General features: G+C 46.6%; 18 protein-coding genes and 1 riboswitch. Of the genes, 3 read left to right on the forward strand and 15 right to left on the reverse strand.

From position 1 onward, the window contains the following. Positions 1-78 precede the first annotated feature (78 nt). From ACFSKO_RS09900 to ACFSKO_RS09915, 4 genes are all read right to left on the reverse strand, one after another. Positions 79-843 carry a copper resistance protein B gene (locus ACFSKO_RS09900; protein ID WP_380251006.1) on the reverse strand — a complete coding sequence of 255 codons (765 nt, stop codon included), beginning with the start codon at positions 841-843 and terminating at the stop codon, positions 79-81. A gap of 4 nt (positions 844-847) precedes the next feature. Then, positions 848-2,641 (reverse strand): copper resistance system multicopper oxidase, encoded by a 1,794-nt coding sequence (locus tag ACFSKO_RS09905; protein ID WP_380251008.1) that lies wholly within the window; start codon positions 2,639-2,641, stop codon positions 848-850. 194 nt (positions 2,642-2,835) lie between these two features. Then, a complete protein-coding gene (locus tag ACFSKO_RS09910) occupies positions 2,836-3,423 on the reverse strand; it encodes a cupredoxin domain-containing protein (RefSeq protein WP_380251010.1) in 588 nt (195 codons plus the stop codon). A gap of 188 nt (positions 3,424-3,611) precedes the next feature. After that, a complete protein-coding gene (locus ACFSKO_RS09915; protein ID WP_380251012.1) occupies positions 3,612-3,932 on the reverse strand; it encodes a hypothetical protein in 321 nt (106 codons plus the stop codon). 297 nt (positions 3,933-4,229) lie between these two features. Here ACFSKO_RS09915 and ACFSKO_RS09920 point away from each other — a divergent pair, with 297 nt between their 5' ends. Beyond that, positions 4,230-4,787, forward strand: coding sequence for a LysE family translocator (locus ACFSKO_RS09920; RefSeq protein ID WP_380251014.1), 558 nt, complete (start codon positions 4,230-4,232; stop codon positions 4,785-4,787). 32 nt (positions 4,788-4,819) lie between these two features. On the opposite strand, the gene ACFSKO_RS09925 is transcribed toward ACFSKO_RS09920, so the two are convergent. Next, positions 4,820-5,596, reverse strand: coding sequence for a substrate-binding periplasmic protein (locus ACFSKO_RS09925; RefSeq protein ID WP_380251016.1), 777 nt, complete (start codon positions 5,594-5,596; stop codon positions 4,820-4,822). Positions 5,597-5,825: 229 nt separating this feature from the next. On the opposite strand from ACFSKO_RS09925, the gene ACFSKO_RS09930 reads away from it, so the two are divergent. Further along, the gene (locus ACFSKO_RS09930; protein ID WP_380251018.1) at positions 5,826-6,668 is read left to right on the forward strand and encodes a substrate-binding periplasmic protein; all 843 of its coding nucleotides are present in this window, start codon (positions 5,826-5,828) and stop codon (positions 6,666-6,668) included. A gap of 57 nt (positions 6,669-6,725) precedes the next feature. Here ACFSKO_RS09930 and ACFSKO_RS09935 read toward each other — a convergent pair whose 3' ends face one another. Then, positions 6,726-7,040, reverse strand: a complete 315-nt coding sequence (locus ACFSKO_RS09935; RefSeq protein ID WP_380251020.1) for a YciI family protein — start codon at positions 7,038-7,040, stop codon at positions 6,726-6,728. Between the two features lie 154 nt (positions 7,041-7,194). Between ACFSKO_RS09935 and ACFSKO_RS09940 the strand changes: the two genes are divergently transcribed. Then, positions 7,195-7,560 (forward strand): VOC family protein, encoded by a 366-nt coding sequence (locus ACFSKO_RS09940; RefSeq protein ID WP_380251022.1) that lies wholly within the window; start codon positions 7,195-7,197, stop codon positions 7,558-7,560. A gap of 147 nt (positions 7,561-7,707) precedes the next feature. Here ACFSKO_RS09940 and ACFSKO_RS09945 read toward each other — a convergent pair whose 3' ends face one another. The 9 genes from ACFSKO_RS09945 to mtgA all read right to left on the reverse strand — a co-directional run bounded on the left by ACFSKO_RS09945 (position 7,708) and on the right by mtgA (position 17,149). Continuing rightward, positions 7,708-8,052: a Rap1a/Tai family immunity protein gene (locus tag ACFSKO_RS09945; RefSeq protein WP_380251024.1), complete on the reverse strand. Its 345-nt coding sequence runs from the start codon at positions 8,050-8,052 to the stop codon at positions 7,708-7,710. Then, the gene (locus ACFSKO_RS09950; protein ID WP_380251026.1) at positions 8,036-9,214 is read right to left on the reverse strand and encodes a cation:proton antiporter; all 1,179 of its coding nucleotides are present in this window, start codon (positions 9,212-9,214) and stop codon (positions 8,036-8,038) included. The genes ACFSKO_RS09945 and ACFSKO_RS09950 overlap by 17 nt, the downstream gene beginning before the upstream one ends. Before the next feature lie 101 nt (positions 9,215-9,315). Next, positions 9,316-10,200, reverse strand: a complete 885-nt coding sequence (locus ACFSKO_RS09955; protein ID WP_380251028.1) for an isocitrate lyase/phosphoenolpyruvate mutase family protein — start codon at positions 10,198-10,200, stop codon at positions 9,316-9,318. Between the two features lie 30 nt (positions 10,201-10,230). Continuing rightward, positions 10,231-11,118 carry an endonuclease/exonuclease/phosphatase family protein gene (locus ACFSKO_RS09960; protein WP_380251031.1) on the reverse strand — a complete coding sequence of 296 codons (888 nt, stop codon included), beginning with the start codon at positions 11,116-11,118 and terminating at the stop codon, positions 10,231-10,233. Between the two features lie 382 nt (positions 11,119-11,500). Beyond that, positions 11,501-12,655 (reverse strand): FecCD family ABC transporter permease, encoded by a 1,155-nt coding sequence (locus ACFSKO_RS09965; RefSeq protein ID WP_380251033.1) that lies wholly within the window; start codon positions 12,653-12,655, stop codon positions 11,501-11,503. Then, the gene (locus tag ACFSKO_RS09970) at positions 12,656-13,621 is read right to left on the reverse strand and encodes an ABC transporter substrate-binding protein (RefSeq protein ID WP_380251035.1); all 966 of its coding nucleotides are present in this window, start codon (positions 13,619-13,621) and stop codon (positions 12,656-12,658) included. Positions 13,622-13,662: 41 nt separating this feature from the next. Continuing rightward, positions 13,663-14,436, reverse strand: a complete 774-nt coding sequence (locus tag ACFSKO_RS09975; protein WP_380251037.1) for an ABC transporter ATP-binding protein — start codon at positions 14,434-14,436, stop codon at positions 13,663-13,665. 302 nt (positions 14,437-14,738) lie between these two features. After that, positions 14,739-14,957: riboswitch (cobalamin riboswitch) on the reverse strand. Between the two features lie 217 nt (positions 14,958-15,174). Next, positions 15,175-16,191 (reverse strand): ACR3 family arsenite efflux transporter, encoded by a 1,017-nt coding sequence (gene arsB, locus ACFSKO_RS09980; RefSeq protein WP_380251039.1) that lies wholly within the window; start codon positions 16,189-16,191, stop codon positions 15,175-15,177. A gap of 292 nt (positions 16,192-16,483) precedes the next feature. Then, positions 16,484-17,149: a monofunctional biosynthetic peptidoglycan transglycosylase gene (gene mtgA / locus ACFSKO_RS09985; RefSeq protein WP_380251041.1), complete on the reverse strand. Its 666-nt coding sequence runs from the start codon at positions 17,147-17,149 to the stop codon at positions 16,484-16,486. Between the last annotated feature and the right edge of the window lie 89 nt (positions 17,150-17,238).

Below are 17,238 nucleotides of genomic sequence, written 5' to 3' on the forward strand. Positions count from 1 at the left end.
AATAAGTACCATGCCCCCGGTTCAGTGTTGCTCAAACGCGGAACCGGGGGCATGTTTCTTACCTATACGATAATCGCTCTAAAACAACAGGCGAACGCCTGCGACCAAGGCAACATCGTCAGCGGCTTCACCATCTTCGCGGGCGTAATCCTTAGTCTGGCCAAAGCTGCGTTCGTAATTGACGCCGACATAGGGCGCGATGGAGCGACCAACCAGATCATAACTCAGGCGCAGTCCGGTTTCGATCGAACTCAGTCCTGAACCAACGCCCGTTTGTGCGTCATCTGAAAAGGCAACGTCGATCTCGGCGGTTGGGGTCAGGATCAGGCGATTGGTAAGCAGTAGTTCATAGTCAACTTCCAATCTGGCCGAGACATCTCCCTTTTCACTTAAATAAACATCTCCCTCGACCTCAAACCACTGCGGGGCCAGACCTTGAAAACCCAGTACCGCATAGCCCCGGTTTTCACCCACCGGGCTGTCGTAACGCAAGCCCGCTTTGGCATCGAAAAAGTCTGACACCGGAACCTGAACCAAGCCCTGATGTTCGAGAGCTTCAAAGGCACTGTCATCCAGTGAATAATCTCCACTTGATCGCAAACGAAGTTTAACCTCGTCGGTGCCGACAAAGGCATCGCCATCCCAGACCAACAGGTCCTTTTCTGCGCCGAGACGATATTCGAACTGTTCAAAGTTGATACCGTAATAGACGTAAGGGTCTTCGCCAGCGCTCGCTGTTCCTATTGCCAACGAGAGCCCAGCACCAGAAAGTACGAAAAGCATGAAACCAGAGGCCACGTTTCCAAGGCCTGAAGGCCTCGCTTTTTTAAATATGGAGTTCATCACCTTAGCCCTCATTACCAACTATTACAGGAGCATTTATCACAGGAACTGCCGCCACATCTGGCCCCCCTTCGACGATCACCTTGCGAAACATTCCTGCCGCCGCGTGATAGGAAAGGTGGCAGTGAAAGGCCCACTGTCCCGAGGCATCAACTTCGGTTTCGGAATAAACCGTAGTGCCCGGCGCAATGGATATGGTGTGCTTTACCGGGTTCCATTTACCATTGCCGTTATCGAGAATGGACCACATGCCGTGCAGGTGCATCGGGTGGGTCATCATGGTTTCATTGACAAATTTGAAACGCACGCGTTCTCCGTATTGCAAACGGATCGGGTCCGCATCTTCGTACTTCACCCCGTTGATCGACCAGCTATAGCGGCTCATGTTTCCGGTTAACCGCAGCTCGATCTCCCGGGTGACTTCGCGGTCATCGTAGAGCGGTTTTTGCGCCTTGAGATCTCCATAAGACAAAAACTTGCCGACCCGACCTTCAACGGGTGCCGCCACAGGCGCAAGCCCACTGCCCGCCGCATAAAAAGGATCAGGCTTAGAACTCATATCCATTTTTGAGTGGTCCATGCTCTCCATGTCTGTTTTTGCCATGTCTGTATCCGACATCTTAGAGTGATCCATACCTGCCATATCATCAGTTCCAGACATATCCATACTCGACATACTGGCTTGGTCCATGTTGGCATGATCCATACCCATATCGGCCATGGTCAGAAGTGGAGCTTCACGCAGTGTTGGAACTTCTGTGCTTGCGCTCATACCTTCTCTGGGCGCAAGGGTCGCCAAACCATAGGACGTCCGGCCCATAGATTCAGCAAAGATGTTATAGGCCCGGTCTTCTTTGGGACGGACGATGACGTCGTACGTTTCAGCAACGGCAATACGGAACTCGTCCACCTTGACGGGTTGCACGTTGTTGCCATCCGCGCTTACCACCGTCATTTCCAGACCGGGAATACGAATATCAAAATAGGTCATGGCGGAAGAATTAATAAAACGCAGGCGAACTCTTTCGCCCGGCTTGAATAATCCGGTCCAATTCTTTTCAGAACTTTGATTTGCGTCTTGGCCATTGATCAGTGTGGTGAAGCCCTGAACATCTTCGATGTCTGTCGGGGTCATGCGCATTTCCCCCCATGCCTTACGATCATCAAGGGTCGCCGAAAGTCCTTTTTTTGAAACATCGGAAAAGAAATCGCCCAGGGTACGCTGAGAACGATTATAATAGTCATCCATCATCTTGAGATTGCGCATGATCTTCGCGCCAGAGTCCGGGTGTTTATCTGTGAGTTGAACCACATAATCGCGGTCATATTTAAAGGGTTCGCGTTTTTTGGGCGTGATGACAATGGCACCATAAGCCCCGTCGGGTTCCTGAAAACCGGAATGGCTGTGATACCAATAGGTCCCGGACTGCACCACCGGGAATTGATAGCTAAAGGTCTCCCCCGGCGCGATGCCCTCAAAGCTGATCCCCGGTACACCGTCCATATTCGTTGGCAGGATCAAACCGTGCCAGTGAATGGATGTGCTGGTGTCGAGATTATTTTTGACGTTGATGGTGACGTCTTCACCTTCTGTAAAGCGCAAGATTGGTCCCGGTGAACTGCCGTTATAACCGATGCCGTTTTTGCTAAAACTTCTGGTCTCGATCTTCACGGTATCAACACTGATATCATAGACCGCTGCTTGCGCCCCTGCGGTCCACAGCACACCGACAAGGGCAACGGCTGAGGACGCAAAAGCAAAACAGTTTTTAGCAAGACTGGGTTTGTCCTGTTTCATGAAAATATTCCTTAATCAAGCATCTGATCTCATGACTGGCCCCAAATAAATTTGAGCCCAAGAATAACTGAGACCTGAGTAAAGATGCCTGTCGTTTTATGCTGAAAATGTTTGTGCCCGGATTATCTCTTTGTGGCCGTACGTTCTATTTTCTGAGCACGTACGACCAGCATTAGAAAAGATATGAAACGCGCCTAGTGCGTTGAAAGCTCGACGTTATCATGGTCAGGTTCGCCAACCGTGATTTCACCCATCATGCCACTGTCATAGTGACCGGGTACGTTACAGGCGAACTCCAACTCGGCGGCTTCAGGAAACTGCCATATAATCTCGGCTGTTTCGCCCGGCTCCAATAGAACGGAATTAGGGTCATCGTGAGACATCATCCCGCCCTCGCCCATATCCATTTTCATATCACGATTGACCTTATCAACCTCAAGCATGCCGTGATCGACCATCATCATCATTTCTTTTTGATGGGATGCGTGCATCGCGGCGGTGCCAATGTTAAATTCGTGGACAAATTCCCCGGTGTTTTTAATCACAAAACGCACGGTCTGGTTTTTACTGACCTCTATCGTTTCCGGGGTAAAGAAATTGTCTTCCAGATTAACGTCAATCGTCCGGCTGACATGGGCGGCTTCACCCGGTTGGCCAATGGATATTTCTTTTACACTTCCGTGTCCGGCACTCGCCATGGCAAAGGAGATCCCGCCGATTGAAAGTGCAATGCCAACGAAAGTAGAAATAAGGGCCTTATGGCCAAAAACAGTAGATTTCATCTGCAACTCCAGCAGTAATGTTTAATAAATTTTATGTTTTGAAAGTAGAGGGACGAACACATTTAACAGTTGAAATATGAACAGCTGAAATATGAACCGCTAAGATCTGGAAAAAATCATAAGAAGAACAGTCTGTTAATCTTTGAGTTTTCTGACTTTAAGGTTTTTGTGGATCGTCCCGTGGGGAGTTACAGTGATCTCGGTGGGCGAAGATCTACTGTTGGTGTTTGTGAGCGAAACACTTCGCTTTTGTGCAAGCTCCAAAGGTTATGCTGATAAAAGCTCACTCTTTTTTGTTCAGAGAAGAAAGAAACCAGCGTATTTGGAGAACTGCAATGAAAGATTTGCAGGCAATCGTCTCGCAATCCTTCTGCGCCAGAGCTACCTATGGCAGAATTATCCTGATCCACAACCACATCACTGTGGCCAAGGTTGTCCACCATCACACCATGATGGTTCATTTTACCGCCATGGTCATTTGCACCAGCACCCATAAGAGGGGCAGACACGGTAAAAACCACAATCAATAATATGTGAATAATTCTGTCCATTCACCTTAGATAAGGTTTCCACTAGGGGGAAGGTCAAGAGTTACTTTATTGTTTTTTCCAATTAGTGCGAATATGAGTTTGTAAACTTGCCCGTTTTTAAACTAAGCGTTAGAAAAATGGGACTACTTGATTGAGACTTCTTATCTTACTTAATCTACCCACCTTAACTTAGCCCAAACGAGACCATGTAATGTCGATTGAAATGTGGCTTACCTTTGTTGTTGCTTGCACGGTCATCACACTGGCTCCCGGGCCTTGTGTACTATTGCTGATTGGTCAGGCGCTCTCGCGCGCGGTGTGAGCGCGGCTTTCGCCAGCATTGGCGGTGTTCTAGTCGGTGATGTTTTTTTGATGCTGTTATCCCTGATGGGACTGGGGGCCATTCTGGGATCTTCCGAAGTATTGTTTCAAATGGTGAAATGGGCCGGAGTAATTTACATGGCCTATCTTGGCTATTCCCAAATTATTGAAGCCCGACGGATGACCTCCACATCTTTTTCAGAACCACAGCCTGGTAAAAAGTGGGCCTGCTTCAAAGCCGGATTTCTCTCGGCAGCCCTAAACCCCAAAGGCATCATGTTCTATCTTGCCTTTTTACCACAATTTATGGTGCCCACAGGAAACACGGAACAACAGATCCTGATTTTACTGGCATCTTCAACTTTTGTCGTGGCTGCCGTCCTCGCCATGTATGTGCTTGCAGCAGCAAAAGCCAAAAAGCTTCTTTTTGGCAGCAAGGCGGCTAAACGTATCAACTACATTTCAGGGGGCTGTCTTTTCGGGGGCAGTGCTATGATGGCTGTATTGCGATAGAGGAATGACATCATTTCATTCAACGGCGGGTTTTATTCAACGGTGGGGCCGATATAAGAAAGACCATAGTTTGCTGACAGCTGCTTAATCTCTCCGCTTGTCGCCAGCCAATTAAGTGCAGTATTAAAGCGGTTTTCAAAGGCAAGATCTTCGCGTTCTTTAGAAAAAGCAAAATAACCAACGACAGTACGAAAGGCGGGTTCCATAATGGATAATTCGTTCCAAACGTTTTCTTTTTGTATCTCGTACAAAGCATTTCTCTCGTTTAACGCAACAAGGTCGGCACGTTCTTTACAAAGCATATTTAAGGCCTGCTCAGCTGTAGATACATTTTCCACATTAAGAAACGGTAATGCCGCCGAAAATTCCGGTCCATACGCCCATCCATTGATCGCCAGCATCGTATAGCTGCTTAGAGACCTAAGATCACCTTTCCAAGAAATAGAGCTTTGCTGTCGCTGTAAAAGCACCATGCGGTCTTCGTAAAAATGGGTGCTGGAATAGTTTAGATAAGCTTCACGTTCTTCTGATTTGTAGGGTCCGATAACGCCGTGAGTAACACCTGCTTTTGCCATCTGTAAAGCACGCGCCCAGGGATACATTTTCACCTCGATGTGATCCCCCGTTATCTCAGAAATTCTTTTGAGAATATCCACGGACAACCCTTTCGGGGCACCTTCGTTATTTTGCTCGAGGATAAAGGGAAAAAGTGCTCCCGTAAAAACATAGGTGTTTTGGACTTCTTGCGCATTTACTGTACGCCCGGTCATGACAAGCACAAAACACAATACAGTAAAACGGATAATCACGGCACCTCCCTCATCCCTATCATAGCTCCCAAGTTCCCTTACTGAATACTTTGTACCCAGTTTTTTTAGAGGCTTTCATTGCCTCTTTTACATAATTCTTGATAGCCCTGATCTTAATAATGAAGCATAGATGTCCTCAACTGAAAAGTTAATTGCGATAAACCAGACAATAAACCTTCCTTAACTCTTTGATGACACACTCTTAAACGCTGTCAGATAGAGAGTTGGTATGAAATATTTTACATTTTTTATAATGAGCTTTGCCTTGCTCAATATTTGGTCAATTTTTCACAAAGAAGCCAGAGCAGAAATTGATCCTCTTTCAGAAGAAGGTGTTTTTGTTGCCTGTGCTGAAAACCAAAGCTACCCCCCTTATATAATGGGAAGTAACGATATTTTCTCAAAACAAAACCCTGGTGTACTCGTTGAAATTATAACAGCAGCTGTAGAAGAATCAGGACTTCTTCTCAAGTTCATACGGCGGCCTTGGAAGCGCTGCATGAAGTTGCTTGAACAAAACAAGATTGACGGTATTTTTGCTTCTATCTATCGACAAGAACGTGAAGTTTTAGGCCGTTACCCCTTAATGCTCAACACGCCCAATAATACTCCACGCCCTGATCCCAAAAGACGTTTACACCGAGTTGTCTACAGCCTGTTTAAAAACAAAACCTCTGTTTTTAATTGGAATGGAGACACATTTTCCAGCATCAATCACTCCATTGGCACCCCTTTAGGCTATGTCGTCGTCAAAAAACTTCAGGAAGATCATGGCATCAAGGCCAATACCGTACACCTGCCATCCAAAGGCCTTCGTTATGTCGCCGAGGGACATCTCGATGCCTATGTTCTAGAAAGTAACATTGGACGAAACCTGATCCGGGAACTAAACCTTAGCGACAGTCTGATCGAAATCAAACCTTCTTTTGCTGAATATGACTGGTATCTGATGATCAGTCATAAACTTTATAACGCCAAACCCAGGCTCGCAGAAAAAATCTGGAACGCTATTGGTGACTATCGAGAAAGCCATATGCAACAATTGCTTGAACACTACCGTACACTTCCTTGATGTACTCTCCGAAGTCCTTTTTGATAAAAACTGTTGCTTGTTGTATCGGCTAAATATTTATGGATCAAAGGTTTCGGCAAGTTCAATCGATCCGCCAGCAGCCAAAATCGGGCAGCCCTTTGCCATGGAAATTGCTTCTTCGACGTCTTTGGCTTCAAACAGACTATAACCTCCTGCAGGATTTGTCCCCCCATCACGAACAACGTTACCGTCACTCATAACAGTCGTAGAAAGACCAACTGGATTTCCACCATCGATCACTTTGTCTCCAATGGATTCAAACCATTCCATCCATGCCGCCATAGCTTTTTTACCATCTTCTTGGTTCTCTGGCTTCGCCCCACCGTGATAGATAAATAAATATTTTGCCATTTTCTTCCCTTAAAGTTTATATCCGTAAAATTTATACGAACCTTTTTATTTTATACTTTAAGTAGTAATCTGCAATTGAGAAATTTTACATCTATTCCATCGTTTTCCCCTGTCGCTCTCACATCATTTTATGAAATCTAACAAAGGTATTAAAATGACCGTCAAGCGTATTGTCGCGAATCTAGCAGTAAAGTCAGTCCCCACCGCTCAGAAATTTTATATGAATCTCTTCGGTCTAGAGGTTGTTATGGACCATGGCTGGATTACTACCTTGTCTTCTGGAGAGATGGCGACTGTGCAGATCAGCCTTGCCAGCGAAGGTGGCTCAGGCACCCCGGTCCCTGATTTGTCTATAGAAGTGGATAATGTTGACGCAGTATATGAACTGGCAAAGAAATTAGAGCACAAGATTGTTTATGATTTAACCGATGAGCCGTGGGGCGTGCGCCGCTTTTATCTCTGTGATCCAAACGGAAAAATTCTTAATGTACTCTCTCACCCATGCCAGAAGTCCCACTGAGCACCGAACGACCTGTTTTTCGGTTGAGACTTTTTCATTATAATCTTTTTTGTTTCAAAACAGAGACATATCCTAAGACTATTATAATTTTAAAGACACCTGTTTACGAGGACCTGTAGATGGGCCTCCTAATTTATGGCCCTTTATTTATGGACAGGGAAACTTTTCTGAAAAAGCACGCATTACCCCTTCAGGAGGGGTAAGGTCTTTATGTTCTGGATGCGCTTTGGCCCATTCCACCAAAATTTCCTTACGCTCTTCGACCTTTAAAACGGGCGCACAGATAACTGCCGCAGAGGGAAAACGATTTCGGGTCAAACGATGCATTTCCAAAGCTCCCGCAAGATAACCCGCACAAAAAAGTTGACCGCTCTGGAACGGAAGGCGGCACTGAGAAACCAAATCGCTAAAGAGATAATTAGCCGAAGCCGCTGGCTTTAAAGTAAAAATCAAAAAAACAACTAACAATAAAAATTTAGGCCGGTACATCATTTTTATCACCATATTTTTTAAGGAGATGTTTTGTCCCGCCAATCCAAACCGGACTGACCAAGAGGCTTAGTGTTATAACTGAAATGATAATTTGATACCCTGTTTCATTGATCAGGGCGACTTGTAAACCAACCGCAGCCAAGACAAAGCTAAACTCCCCGATTTGAGCCAAAACTGCACCACCATAGATACTTTCACGCCAGGATCTGCCAAACAACTTCAAGATTCCAGTGTTAATCCCGCTATTGGCAATCAGTGAAATTCCAACCAATAGACAAACAAGCGGCCAGTTTTCGGCCAGAAAATCGAAATCAACCAGCATCCCGATAGAAAGGAAAAAGGCAGCTAAGAAAACAGTTCTAAATCCAAGAAGGCTATGTTCAACCCAATCCGTATCATGAGTAGCGTGAAGAACCATTCCCGCTACAAAGGCCCCAAGTGCTGTTGACAGTTGCAATAATCCAGAAATCAGTGCCAACCCAAAGCAAATCGTGAGCGCGATCAGAACCTGCATCTCATGATCTTGCCGCCAAAACTTGCTAAAGGGCAGTTTTATTGGGGCAAAAACCGAAACAGCTATCGCAATCCCGAGCAGCCCTGCCCCCCCAACCAACTGCAGTACGACCTGACCAGTATGAAATCCAGTATTTGAAAAAGCGCCAATGACAATTAACATAGGGATTACTGCTAGATCCTGAACTAACAAAATACCCAGAACATCCTGCCCTGTATTGGTATCCTGCTCTTTCCAATCTTGAAAGAGCTTCAAAATAACAGCCGTAGAACTCAGAGAAAGAACAAAGCCAATCAATAGACTACGCCCAAAGCTCCACCCCAGAACTTCACCCAATCCAAAGGCAATCGCCACGGACAACCCTATTTGTAAAACTGTTCCCATAACCGCAATACGCCAATTGGCAATCAAACGCTTGGGAGAGACTTCCATGCCGACAAAAAACAGTAAAAGCACAACACCTATGCTTCCCAAACGGCCCAGAACATCGCTGTCGGTGACGATAGCCAAACCATCTGGTCCCAATATCATCCCCGCCAGTAAATAACCCACGACTACAGGTTGGCGAAAGAGATGAGCGGCCATCCCTACCCCAGTTAAGAGCAGGATAATTGCTACAAATGAAGACAGTGCCGGATCCAGATGCATGGAACTGAAAATCCTTTAGGGAATAAGCAAAGGCAATAAATAAAATTATATATTACAATAACATAAAATACCTTACCCCGCGATTAATATAAATCGAAGGTTTAAGAGAGATAACGCTCTTCATTTGTTTTGACCTGATCCATCTTTTGCAAACGAAAAACTTCTGTAACTGCGGCGATATCATTGCCAATTTCCTGCGCGCCGCCATGCTTGATGATATTGGCAAAGGCATCCTGCATTGCCTGAATAGAGGCCCGGATTGCATGGTTTCCATAGATTAGCACTTTAATTTTACCCAGTGCCAACGCCTGTTTTTCGGTCATTTCAGGATAGGCTGTTGGCACGATGACAATCGGTGTTTTCCCCTGCCAATTACGCACAAAGCTTTCAATCTCGGCGGGCGTATCCTGTTTGGAATGCACCAATATCATATCCGCCCCGGCTTCTTCATAAGCCAGCGCACGCGCCAGCGCCTCGGCCTCCCCCAATCCGGCAATCAGTGCCTCTGTTCGGGCGATAATCAGAAAATCCGCGCTGGTTCTATTATCAATCGCAGCAGCAATTTTGCCCTGAAACTCTTTGATCGGCACCAAATCCTGTCTGCCACCTTCGACCAGACTTGTCACCTTGGGAAAGCTTTTGTCTTCGATAACAACTGCCGCAACACCAGCACGCTCATATTCCTTTATCGCGTGGATAACATTGATCGCATTGCCAAAACCTGTATCGATATCTGCAATAATCGGTAAAGATGTCTGTGTCGCCATTGCCCGGGTCATATCAAGATGCTGGGTCATGGAAACCAAACTGACATCGGGCAAGCCATAGAGTGCTGATAGCTCAAAACCGCTGGCCCAAATACCATCAAACCCAGCCTCCTGCACAAGGCGAGCTGATAGTGGACTATGGGCGGCCATCACACGCGCAAGACCGCGTTCTTTTATTGTCTTTCGGAGTTTCCTCCCCTTACTCATTTCTTTACTCATCTCTTTTGACCTAACCTCATTCTGTTCAACCTACAGATCCAGCTCGACAAAAATCGGTTCATGATCTGATCCTTGCGCCTCGACATCGACAAACATTGATTTTATTTTGGGCGCAAGATCCGGGGTCACAAAGGCGTAGTCCAAACGAACACTGCGCACCGGGCGGTTTCCCTGCGCCCGTTCCGTACAGGTCGGCTGTTCAAAATCCCCACTCTTGGAATAATCCCACGCATCAACTAGGTTATCACGTTTACTCAAACGCCCATGAGCCACATCCCAAGGACCAACCAGAACATCGTATTCAGCATCTTTCGGGGTCAAGTTGAAATCCCCCATAACGATTGCCTGATGCGGCATCGGTGGGGCGTTACCCGTTTCGGTCCAATGCGCCGATGCGTTGTTTCCCGACCAGGATCCGCCTTGGTCCGGGCCACGGCGAATGATGTCCAGCAGCGTCTCGGCCTGATCCCGGCGTTCTTGCGGTGAACAGTGTGAAAAGTGGGTCGAAAATACCCTCAGCGGTCCGCTTGGGGTATTAATCACGCCCTCGAGTAGTCCACGTTGCAAGCTAAAGGCATCCAGCAACCCGTGTTTGGGCAAAACGTGATTACGAGACGACAGGATAGGGGCTTTTGAAAGCAACATGTTACCAAATTGGCGGCGACGATGGCGCACGTGACCATTTGATTCAACAATATCAGCATCCACATCCACCCCCGGACCATAGACCCAGTGGTAAGCTGGGAAGAGTGCCGCCAATTCCCGCACCTGATCGCTCATCCCCGTTTCAGGTAAAAAGCGCTCCACCTCTTGTAGGCAAATTACATCCGGGGTCCCGATTTCAGCGACAATCCGGTTGAAATTGACCAGCTCATCCTTGCCGATCCCGTACTGAATATTATAACTGCAAAATTTCATACGGATGTTCCTTTAGGTATTATTGTTTGATTTTGCATTAATTTTGAAATTACTTTAACAGGCTAGGAACCGCGATCAATCGTATTAGTGTTGGTTTATTCTACATTATTCTCCTGAACATTCGTTTCCGGACAAAGTACCACCAATTACTCATCTAGGAGTATTGTTGCGGTAGAGATCTTGAAAATGGTCTGCTTAAGCTAAGGATCAATTCTCCAAGCATTAGTCCATAAGGATTTCATTTAAATTCTTTCCCACCTTGCGAGGAAAGCAAGCACAAAGTCCGTTTTCCAGTAAGGAGAAGCTCAAGCTTTGACATCCTGCCTTTTCAGCTTTTGTCCTATCCAAGTTGTCTTTCTTCTGGGTCATTAAGTTGAAAAACCTAAACCTTATTGCGCCGCCCCAACAGCCAGATAAAAAACAACCCGCCAATCAGTCCGGTAATAATGCCAATGGGAATATCGTCTGGCGCCATAATCGTCCGAGCAATAACATCCGACCAAATCAAAAATATCGCCCCAACTAGCGCTGAGGCCAGCAACACCCGCTTGTAATCACCGCCGACAAACATGCGGACAATGTGCGGGACCATCAATCCGACAAAGCCGATAATGCCTGAAAAAGCCACCATCACCCCTGTAATAAGCGCGCCGACAATAAAAATTGTCAGTCGAAAACGCGTCACGGGAATACCTAATGTAGAAGCCGTCTCATCCCCCACCGTCATTGCATTGAGATCACCGGATTTGAACCAGAAAAACAGACTGCAACCGATCAAGATAACCAACGGGTAAATAAGTTGAGACCACTGCGCCAGACCCAGCCCGCCAAGCATCCAGAATACAACTGTATGAGTGGCCCGAGGATCACCCAAAAAGATCAAGACATTGGCCGCAGCCATCACCACAAAAGAGACAGCAACCCCTGCCAAAATCAAACGATCCGATGAGGTTGCCGACGCCAACCTGGACACACCGAGAACCAAGGCCGACGCACCAAGCGCCCCAAGAAATGCCAACAAAGGCACGGTAAAAAGTCCAATAAATAACCCCGTGTGCAACAGAGCTAAAATAGCACCAAAAGCCCCACCTGATGAAATCCCAAGCAAGTGCGGGTCCGCCAGCGGATTGCGGGTTACGGCTTGTAAGGTCGCACCAACCAGCGCCAAACCAGCACCAACAAGTCCCGCCAAGATTGTACGAGGAAAACGAATTTCCCAAACGATGGCTTCCCGACCCGCAGACCAGGTTTGCTCAATGAATCCAGGGACAATCTTGTTTAAAAATATCCCCCAAACCGTTGGTATCGGGACCGAAATGGCCCCGACACTGATCGCAACGCAAATGGAGAATACCAAAAACATAACACCCACGACTAAAATGAGCGCAAATGATCGGCTTGGCTTTACCAGAGCTTTCACCACCAAGCTCTGTAACACGTGTGTTTTTTGGGAAGTCGTTCCTCGTCCTGTTCTTCGGCCAGTTCTGCGGGAAGCCTCATCTGGCAACAGAGGCCCCTCCATTTTGCTGATGCTCATTTACTTGCCCTGAAAAGCGGTTGCGAGTTTTTTCACGGCGTTGATGTTGCGGGGCCCTGGCGTTGCTTCGACGTATTCCAGCACCACAAAACGATCATTTTTAACGGCATCCATATCGGCAAAGGCTGGGTTATTTTTCATGAACTCAATTTTCTGTTCTGCAGTGACATTGCCATAATTCACGATAACAACCACTTCCGGGTTACGCTCGACAACCGCTTCCCAGCCGACCTTGGCCCAGCTTTTGTCAAAGTCATCCATGATATTGCGCCCGCCCGCAGCCTCGATCATCGCGGTTGGCATCGCATAACGCCCGGCAGTAAAGGGTTTTTCTTGACCACTATCATAAACAAACGCCCGAACCGGATGCTCTAGCACCTTCAATGTGGACTGGAAAGCTTCCAACTCGGCCTCATAACCTGCAACAAGGTCATTGGCCTTTTCTTCTACCCCAAAAATTTTACCAAGATTTAAGATATCATTGTACATATCCTGCATCGATACCTTTGGCTTGCCCCCGATATGAATACAGGATTCCGTGAGTTCGTACACCTTGATGCCAAAAGGATTGAGGCTCTCTGGCGTCACTTCACCACCAACCTTCATGCCATAGTTCCAGCCTGCAAAATAAAAATCCGCATCAGCCCCAACCAGAACTTCTTTCGATGGGTATTTTTCTGAAAGCTCCGGCAGTTCTGCTACGCCTTCACGCATTTTTTCATCCAGCGTTTTCCATCCGGAAATCCCGGTATAGCCCACCATTTTGTCCCGCAGGCCAAGAACCAGCATCATTTCAGTGAGATTTACATCATTGGAAACCGCCGACTTTGGCGCTGCGTCAAAAACAACTTCTCGATCACAGCTTTGTACACTCACAGGATAGTCGGCAGCACGGACAGCGGTTGTCGATAATGCCAGAACAAAGGCCGAGGCTGAAAGGCTCATACAGGATATATATTTACGCATGGGTATTCTCCAAAACAGGTCGCTAATAGCGAGCAAGATACTTAAAGGTGATAGGTAAAGTGGTTCTCACCACTGGGTTCCAGTCGCTCGATCCGGGCATTGACGTGAAAAGCACGGGTGATCAGTTCTTCGCTCAGCACCGTTTCGGGTGGACCGAAAGCCAGGCTGTGTCCCTTGGACAGGACCAACACGTCATCGGTGTATGTGTTGGCCAGATTGAGATCATGCAAAGAGGTAATAATCGTCAGCCCCAGGCCCCGGATCAGGGTCAGAACCTCCAGCTGGTGCCTAATATCAAGGTGATTGGTCGGCTCATCCAAAATGAGGATTTGGGGTTCTTGTGCCAATGCACGGGCAACCATGACTCGTTGCCTTTCGCCTCCTGAAAGCGTGCCAAATGATCGGTCAGCAAAGCCGCACAAATCGAGTTTAGACAGTGCTGATGTGACAATCTCGGCATCGCGTGCGCCATAGCCGGACAGGCCGCTGCGATGCGGCGTACGGCCAAGCGCAACAATTTCCCGCACATTGAGGGCAAAGTCTGTCGGTTGTTCCTGAAGGACAGCGGCTATGCGTTGCGCAGCAGCCTTGGCCCCCATGGCATGGATATCTTCACCATCAACCAGAACCTGCCCGGTTCGAGGACGGTAATAGCGATACAGCAACCGCAACAGGGTCGATTTTCCTGCACCATTGGCCCCAACGACGCCAAGTATGCGTCCGGCACCAACCTTAAAGCTGGTTTCATGCAGGATAACCTCGCGCCCGTTTGGCCCCCAGGACAGGTTACAGGCCTCTAAAGCCGTTTTATTCATGTAACAGGATTTCTTATCTAATTCACGACAAATAAATACGTAATGTTATAACATTACTATCCATATTTATCAACAAAGACAAGACCATCTCTGAAAAGAGTGTTGGCTCTCTATTCGCTGCGTCGTGCTAAAAGCTAGACGTGCAAACGTTTTACAAAATTTTGATAAGAGATATCGATATCGCGCAATCAGTTTCATGGCACCCTCCGTGCACGCACGAGGAGGATCGAAAACCGATGTGATGTGACGCAAAAGAGCCTGTCGCCATGTCTATCATCCTTTCCGAGGCACCCCGCCCGGTTTGAGTTAATAACACGATGGCAGGTCTCCTGACTTATGGATCAAAGCTTCTCTGAACCTTCCCGGATTTTAGTAATCCAGTGGTACTCTCAGAGCGGCTAACCACATACAGTTGCGGGGGCAGTCACGGAATTGGCACCTATGAGGTTACACCTTACCGTATTCCCTTTTCATCCCGGATTCAGCTTAGATATCCAGAAACCATCACGCAGATGGTGACAAAAAATATTATGAAACACAAGTGCAAAACCGACGGGTTTTAACCCTGCCATACCCAAATGCAATCAGAGAACTAACTTTCCGCTAAAACTGGTAAAAATCTGGCCTAATCTTTTAGCCAAACAAGAATATTCTGCCTAAAAGGGTTATCTAAATGCTGCAATTGTACTTTTAATGCCCATATATCGAAATATGCCGATATGCGGGCCAGTCTCACGCCTATTTAAACCAGTGTTGAGTTCGATTAATCAACGCAACCAGTGAAAGCATGACAGGAACTTCGACTAACACACCAACAACTGTGGCCAAAGCGGCACCAGAGTTTAGGCCAAAAAGCGAAATTGCAACGGCAACAGCTAATTCAAAGAAATTCGATGTACCAATAAGACAAGCAGGAGCCGCGATATTGTGCGGAAGCTTCATCCATTTGGCTGCAAGGTAGGCAATAATAAAAATTCCATACGTTTGTATCAACAAAGGTATGGCAATTAATCCAATAGTCTCTGGTTCCGAAATAATTGTATTTGCTTGAAACCCAAACAATAGAACAACGGTTGCGAGTAATCCGATAACTGACCAAGGTTTCAACCTTGCCAGAAAGTCATTTAAGGGTTGCTCATTATTACCTTTGTTCAAAATTTTGCGCGTAAACACACCTGCAATTAATGGCAACAACACGTAAAGAGCAACTGAGATTAATAATGTTTCCCACGGCACCTGAACGTCACTTATTCCAAGTAAAAATGCTGAAATAGGCGCAAACGCAAAAATCATAATCACGTCATTAACGGACACCTGAACCAAGGTATAATTAGGATCGCCTTTGGTTAGTTGCGACCAAACGAATACCATTGCCGTGCATGGCGCAACACCGAGTAAAATCATCCCCGAAATATATTCTTGTGCCGATGATGGATCGACCAAATCGGCAAATAAAATTTTGAAAAATAACCAACCTAATGCCGCCATCGTAAATGGCTTTACCAACCAATTAATCACAATGGTGAGCAGCAAGCCTTTAGGATTTCGGCCAACATCCTTTACGGCAGAGAAATCAATTTGCACCATCATTGGGTAAATCATCACCCAAATAAAAACAGCTACCACGATGTTGACGTGAGCAATTTCTAATCCAGCAACTTTTTGAAAAAGACTCGGTTGCCATAAACCCAATACGATTCCAACAACGATACAAAGGCCAACCCAAACGGACAAAAACCGCTCAAAAACACCCATTCTGTTTTACCTCAATCAGCATAAATATAATTTACAATAACGTGCTTTATTTCGACGGCTATTCATTTTTGCACTCAGAACAAGGCGTACATAAGTCCGTGGAATATTATTCGGTCAGCATTCTATCTGGTAAGATACAAAACAAAACCGCTGAAGTAATCTTGCTTTTAAAAACAATTTCACTCAAGGCTACTTTATTATAAAATCTCATAATTCTTATGTCTTAAATTCAGTATCCCGAGCAAAAATTGGCCAGAAAAATCTGGCTAAAATTATATTTTTAACAGGTAATTTAAAGGCAAGACCAAAGGGCCGCAGGAGCAACCCTGATATTTCCTGAAATACGGTTGGCAGCTTTTTGAACATTCTGACTTGGTCGCGCGGCATTTCGGTCCAAGGGATTGGGCAGAACGGCAGCAAGGCGCGCTGCTTGAGCACGTGTCAGTCCTTTTGCCGCGCGATTAAAGTGCGCTTGGGCTGCGGCCTCAGCCCCATAAATACCATCCCCAAATTCTGCGATGTTAAGATAGAGTTCCAAGATCCTTCGTTTGGGTAACAGTGTTTCCAACATCAGTGTCAGAGGGACTTCCAGTACTTTTCGAACTTTACTGCGAGAGGGCCAGAGAAACAGGTTCTTGCCAGTCTGCATCGAGATGGTACTCGCCCCCCGTGAAGCCGTCCCTGTATACAAAAGCTCATCCCAGACAATTCCCATTTGTTTCCAATCAAAGCCCGCGTGTTGGCAAAAACGTTGATCTTCAGAAACTAAAACCGCCTGTATAAGGTTTGGCGAAATATCTTCCAACGCGACAAAGTCATACTTCATGGGAGAACTTCTGATCAGCATGAGTGGCGTCGCCAGAGGCGGCAGTACCCGGTAGAGCAGGATCGTCGTCACGGGAAAGACCAGCCCGATCAACACACACGCCCAAATAAGCCGTCGAAAAAAGATCTTCATCTATTTATGTTTATCCATTGCGATGTCCCTAAGCGACCCAAAGACCTGTCGCCGATACGTGAAGTCAGGTGAGTTTATAGATCCCCATG

The sequence above is a fragment of the Kiloniella antarctica genome (assembly GCF_042682825.1).
In the GTDB taxonomy this organism is placed as follows: domain Bacteria; phylum Pseudomonadota; class Alphaproteobacteria; order Kiloniellales; family Kiloniellaceae; genus Kiloniella; species Kiloniella antarctica.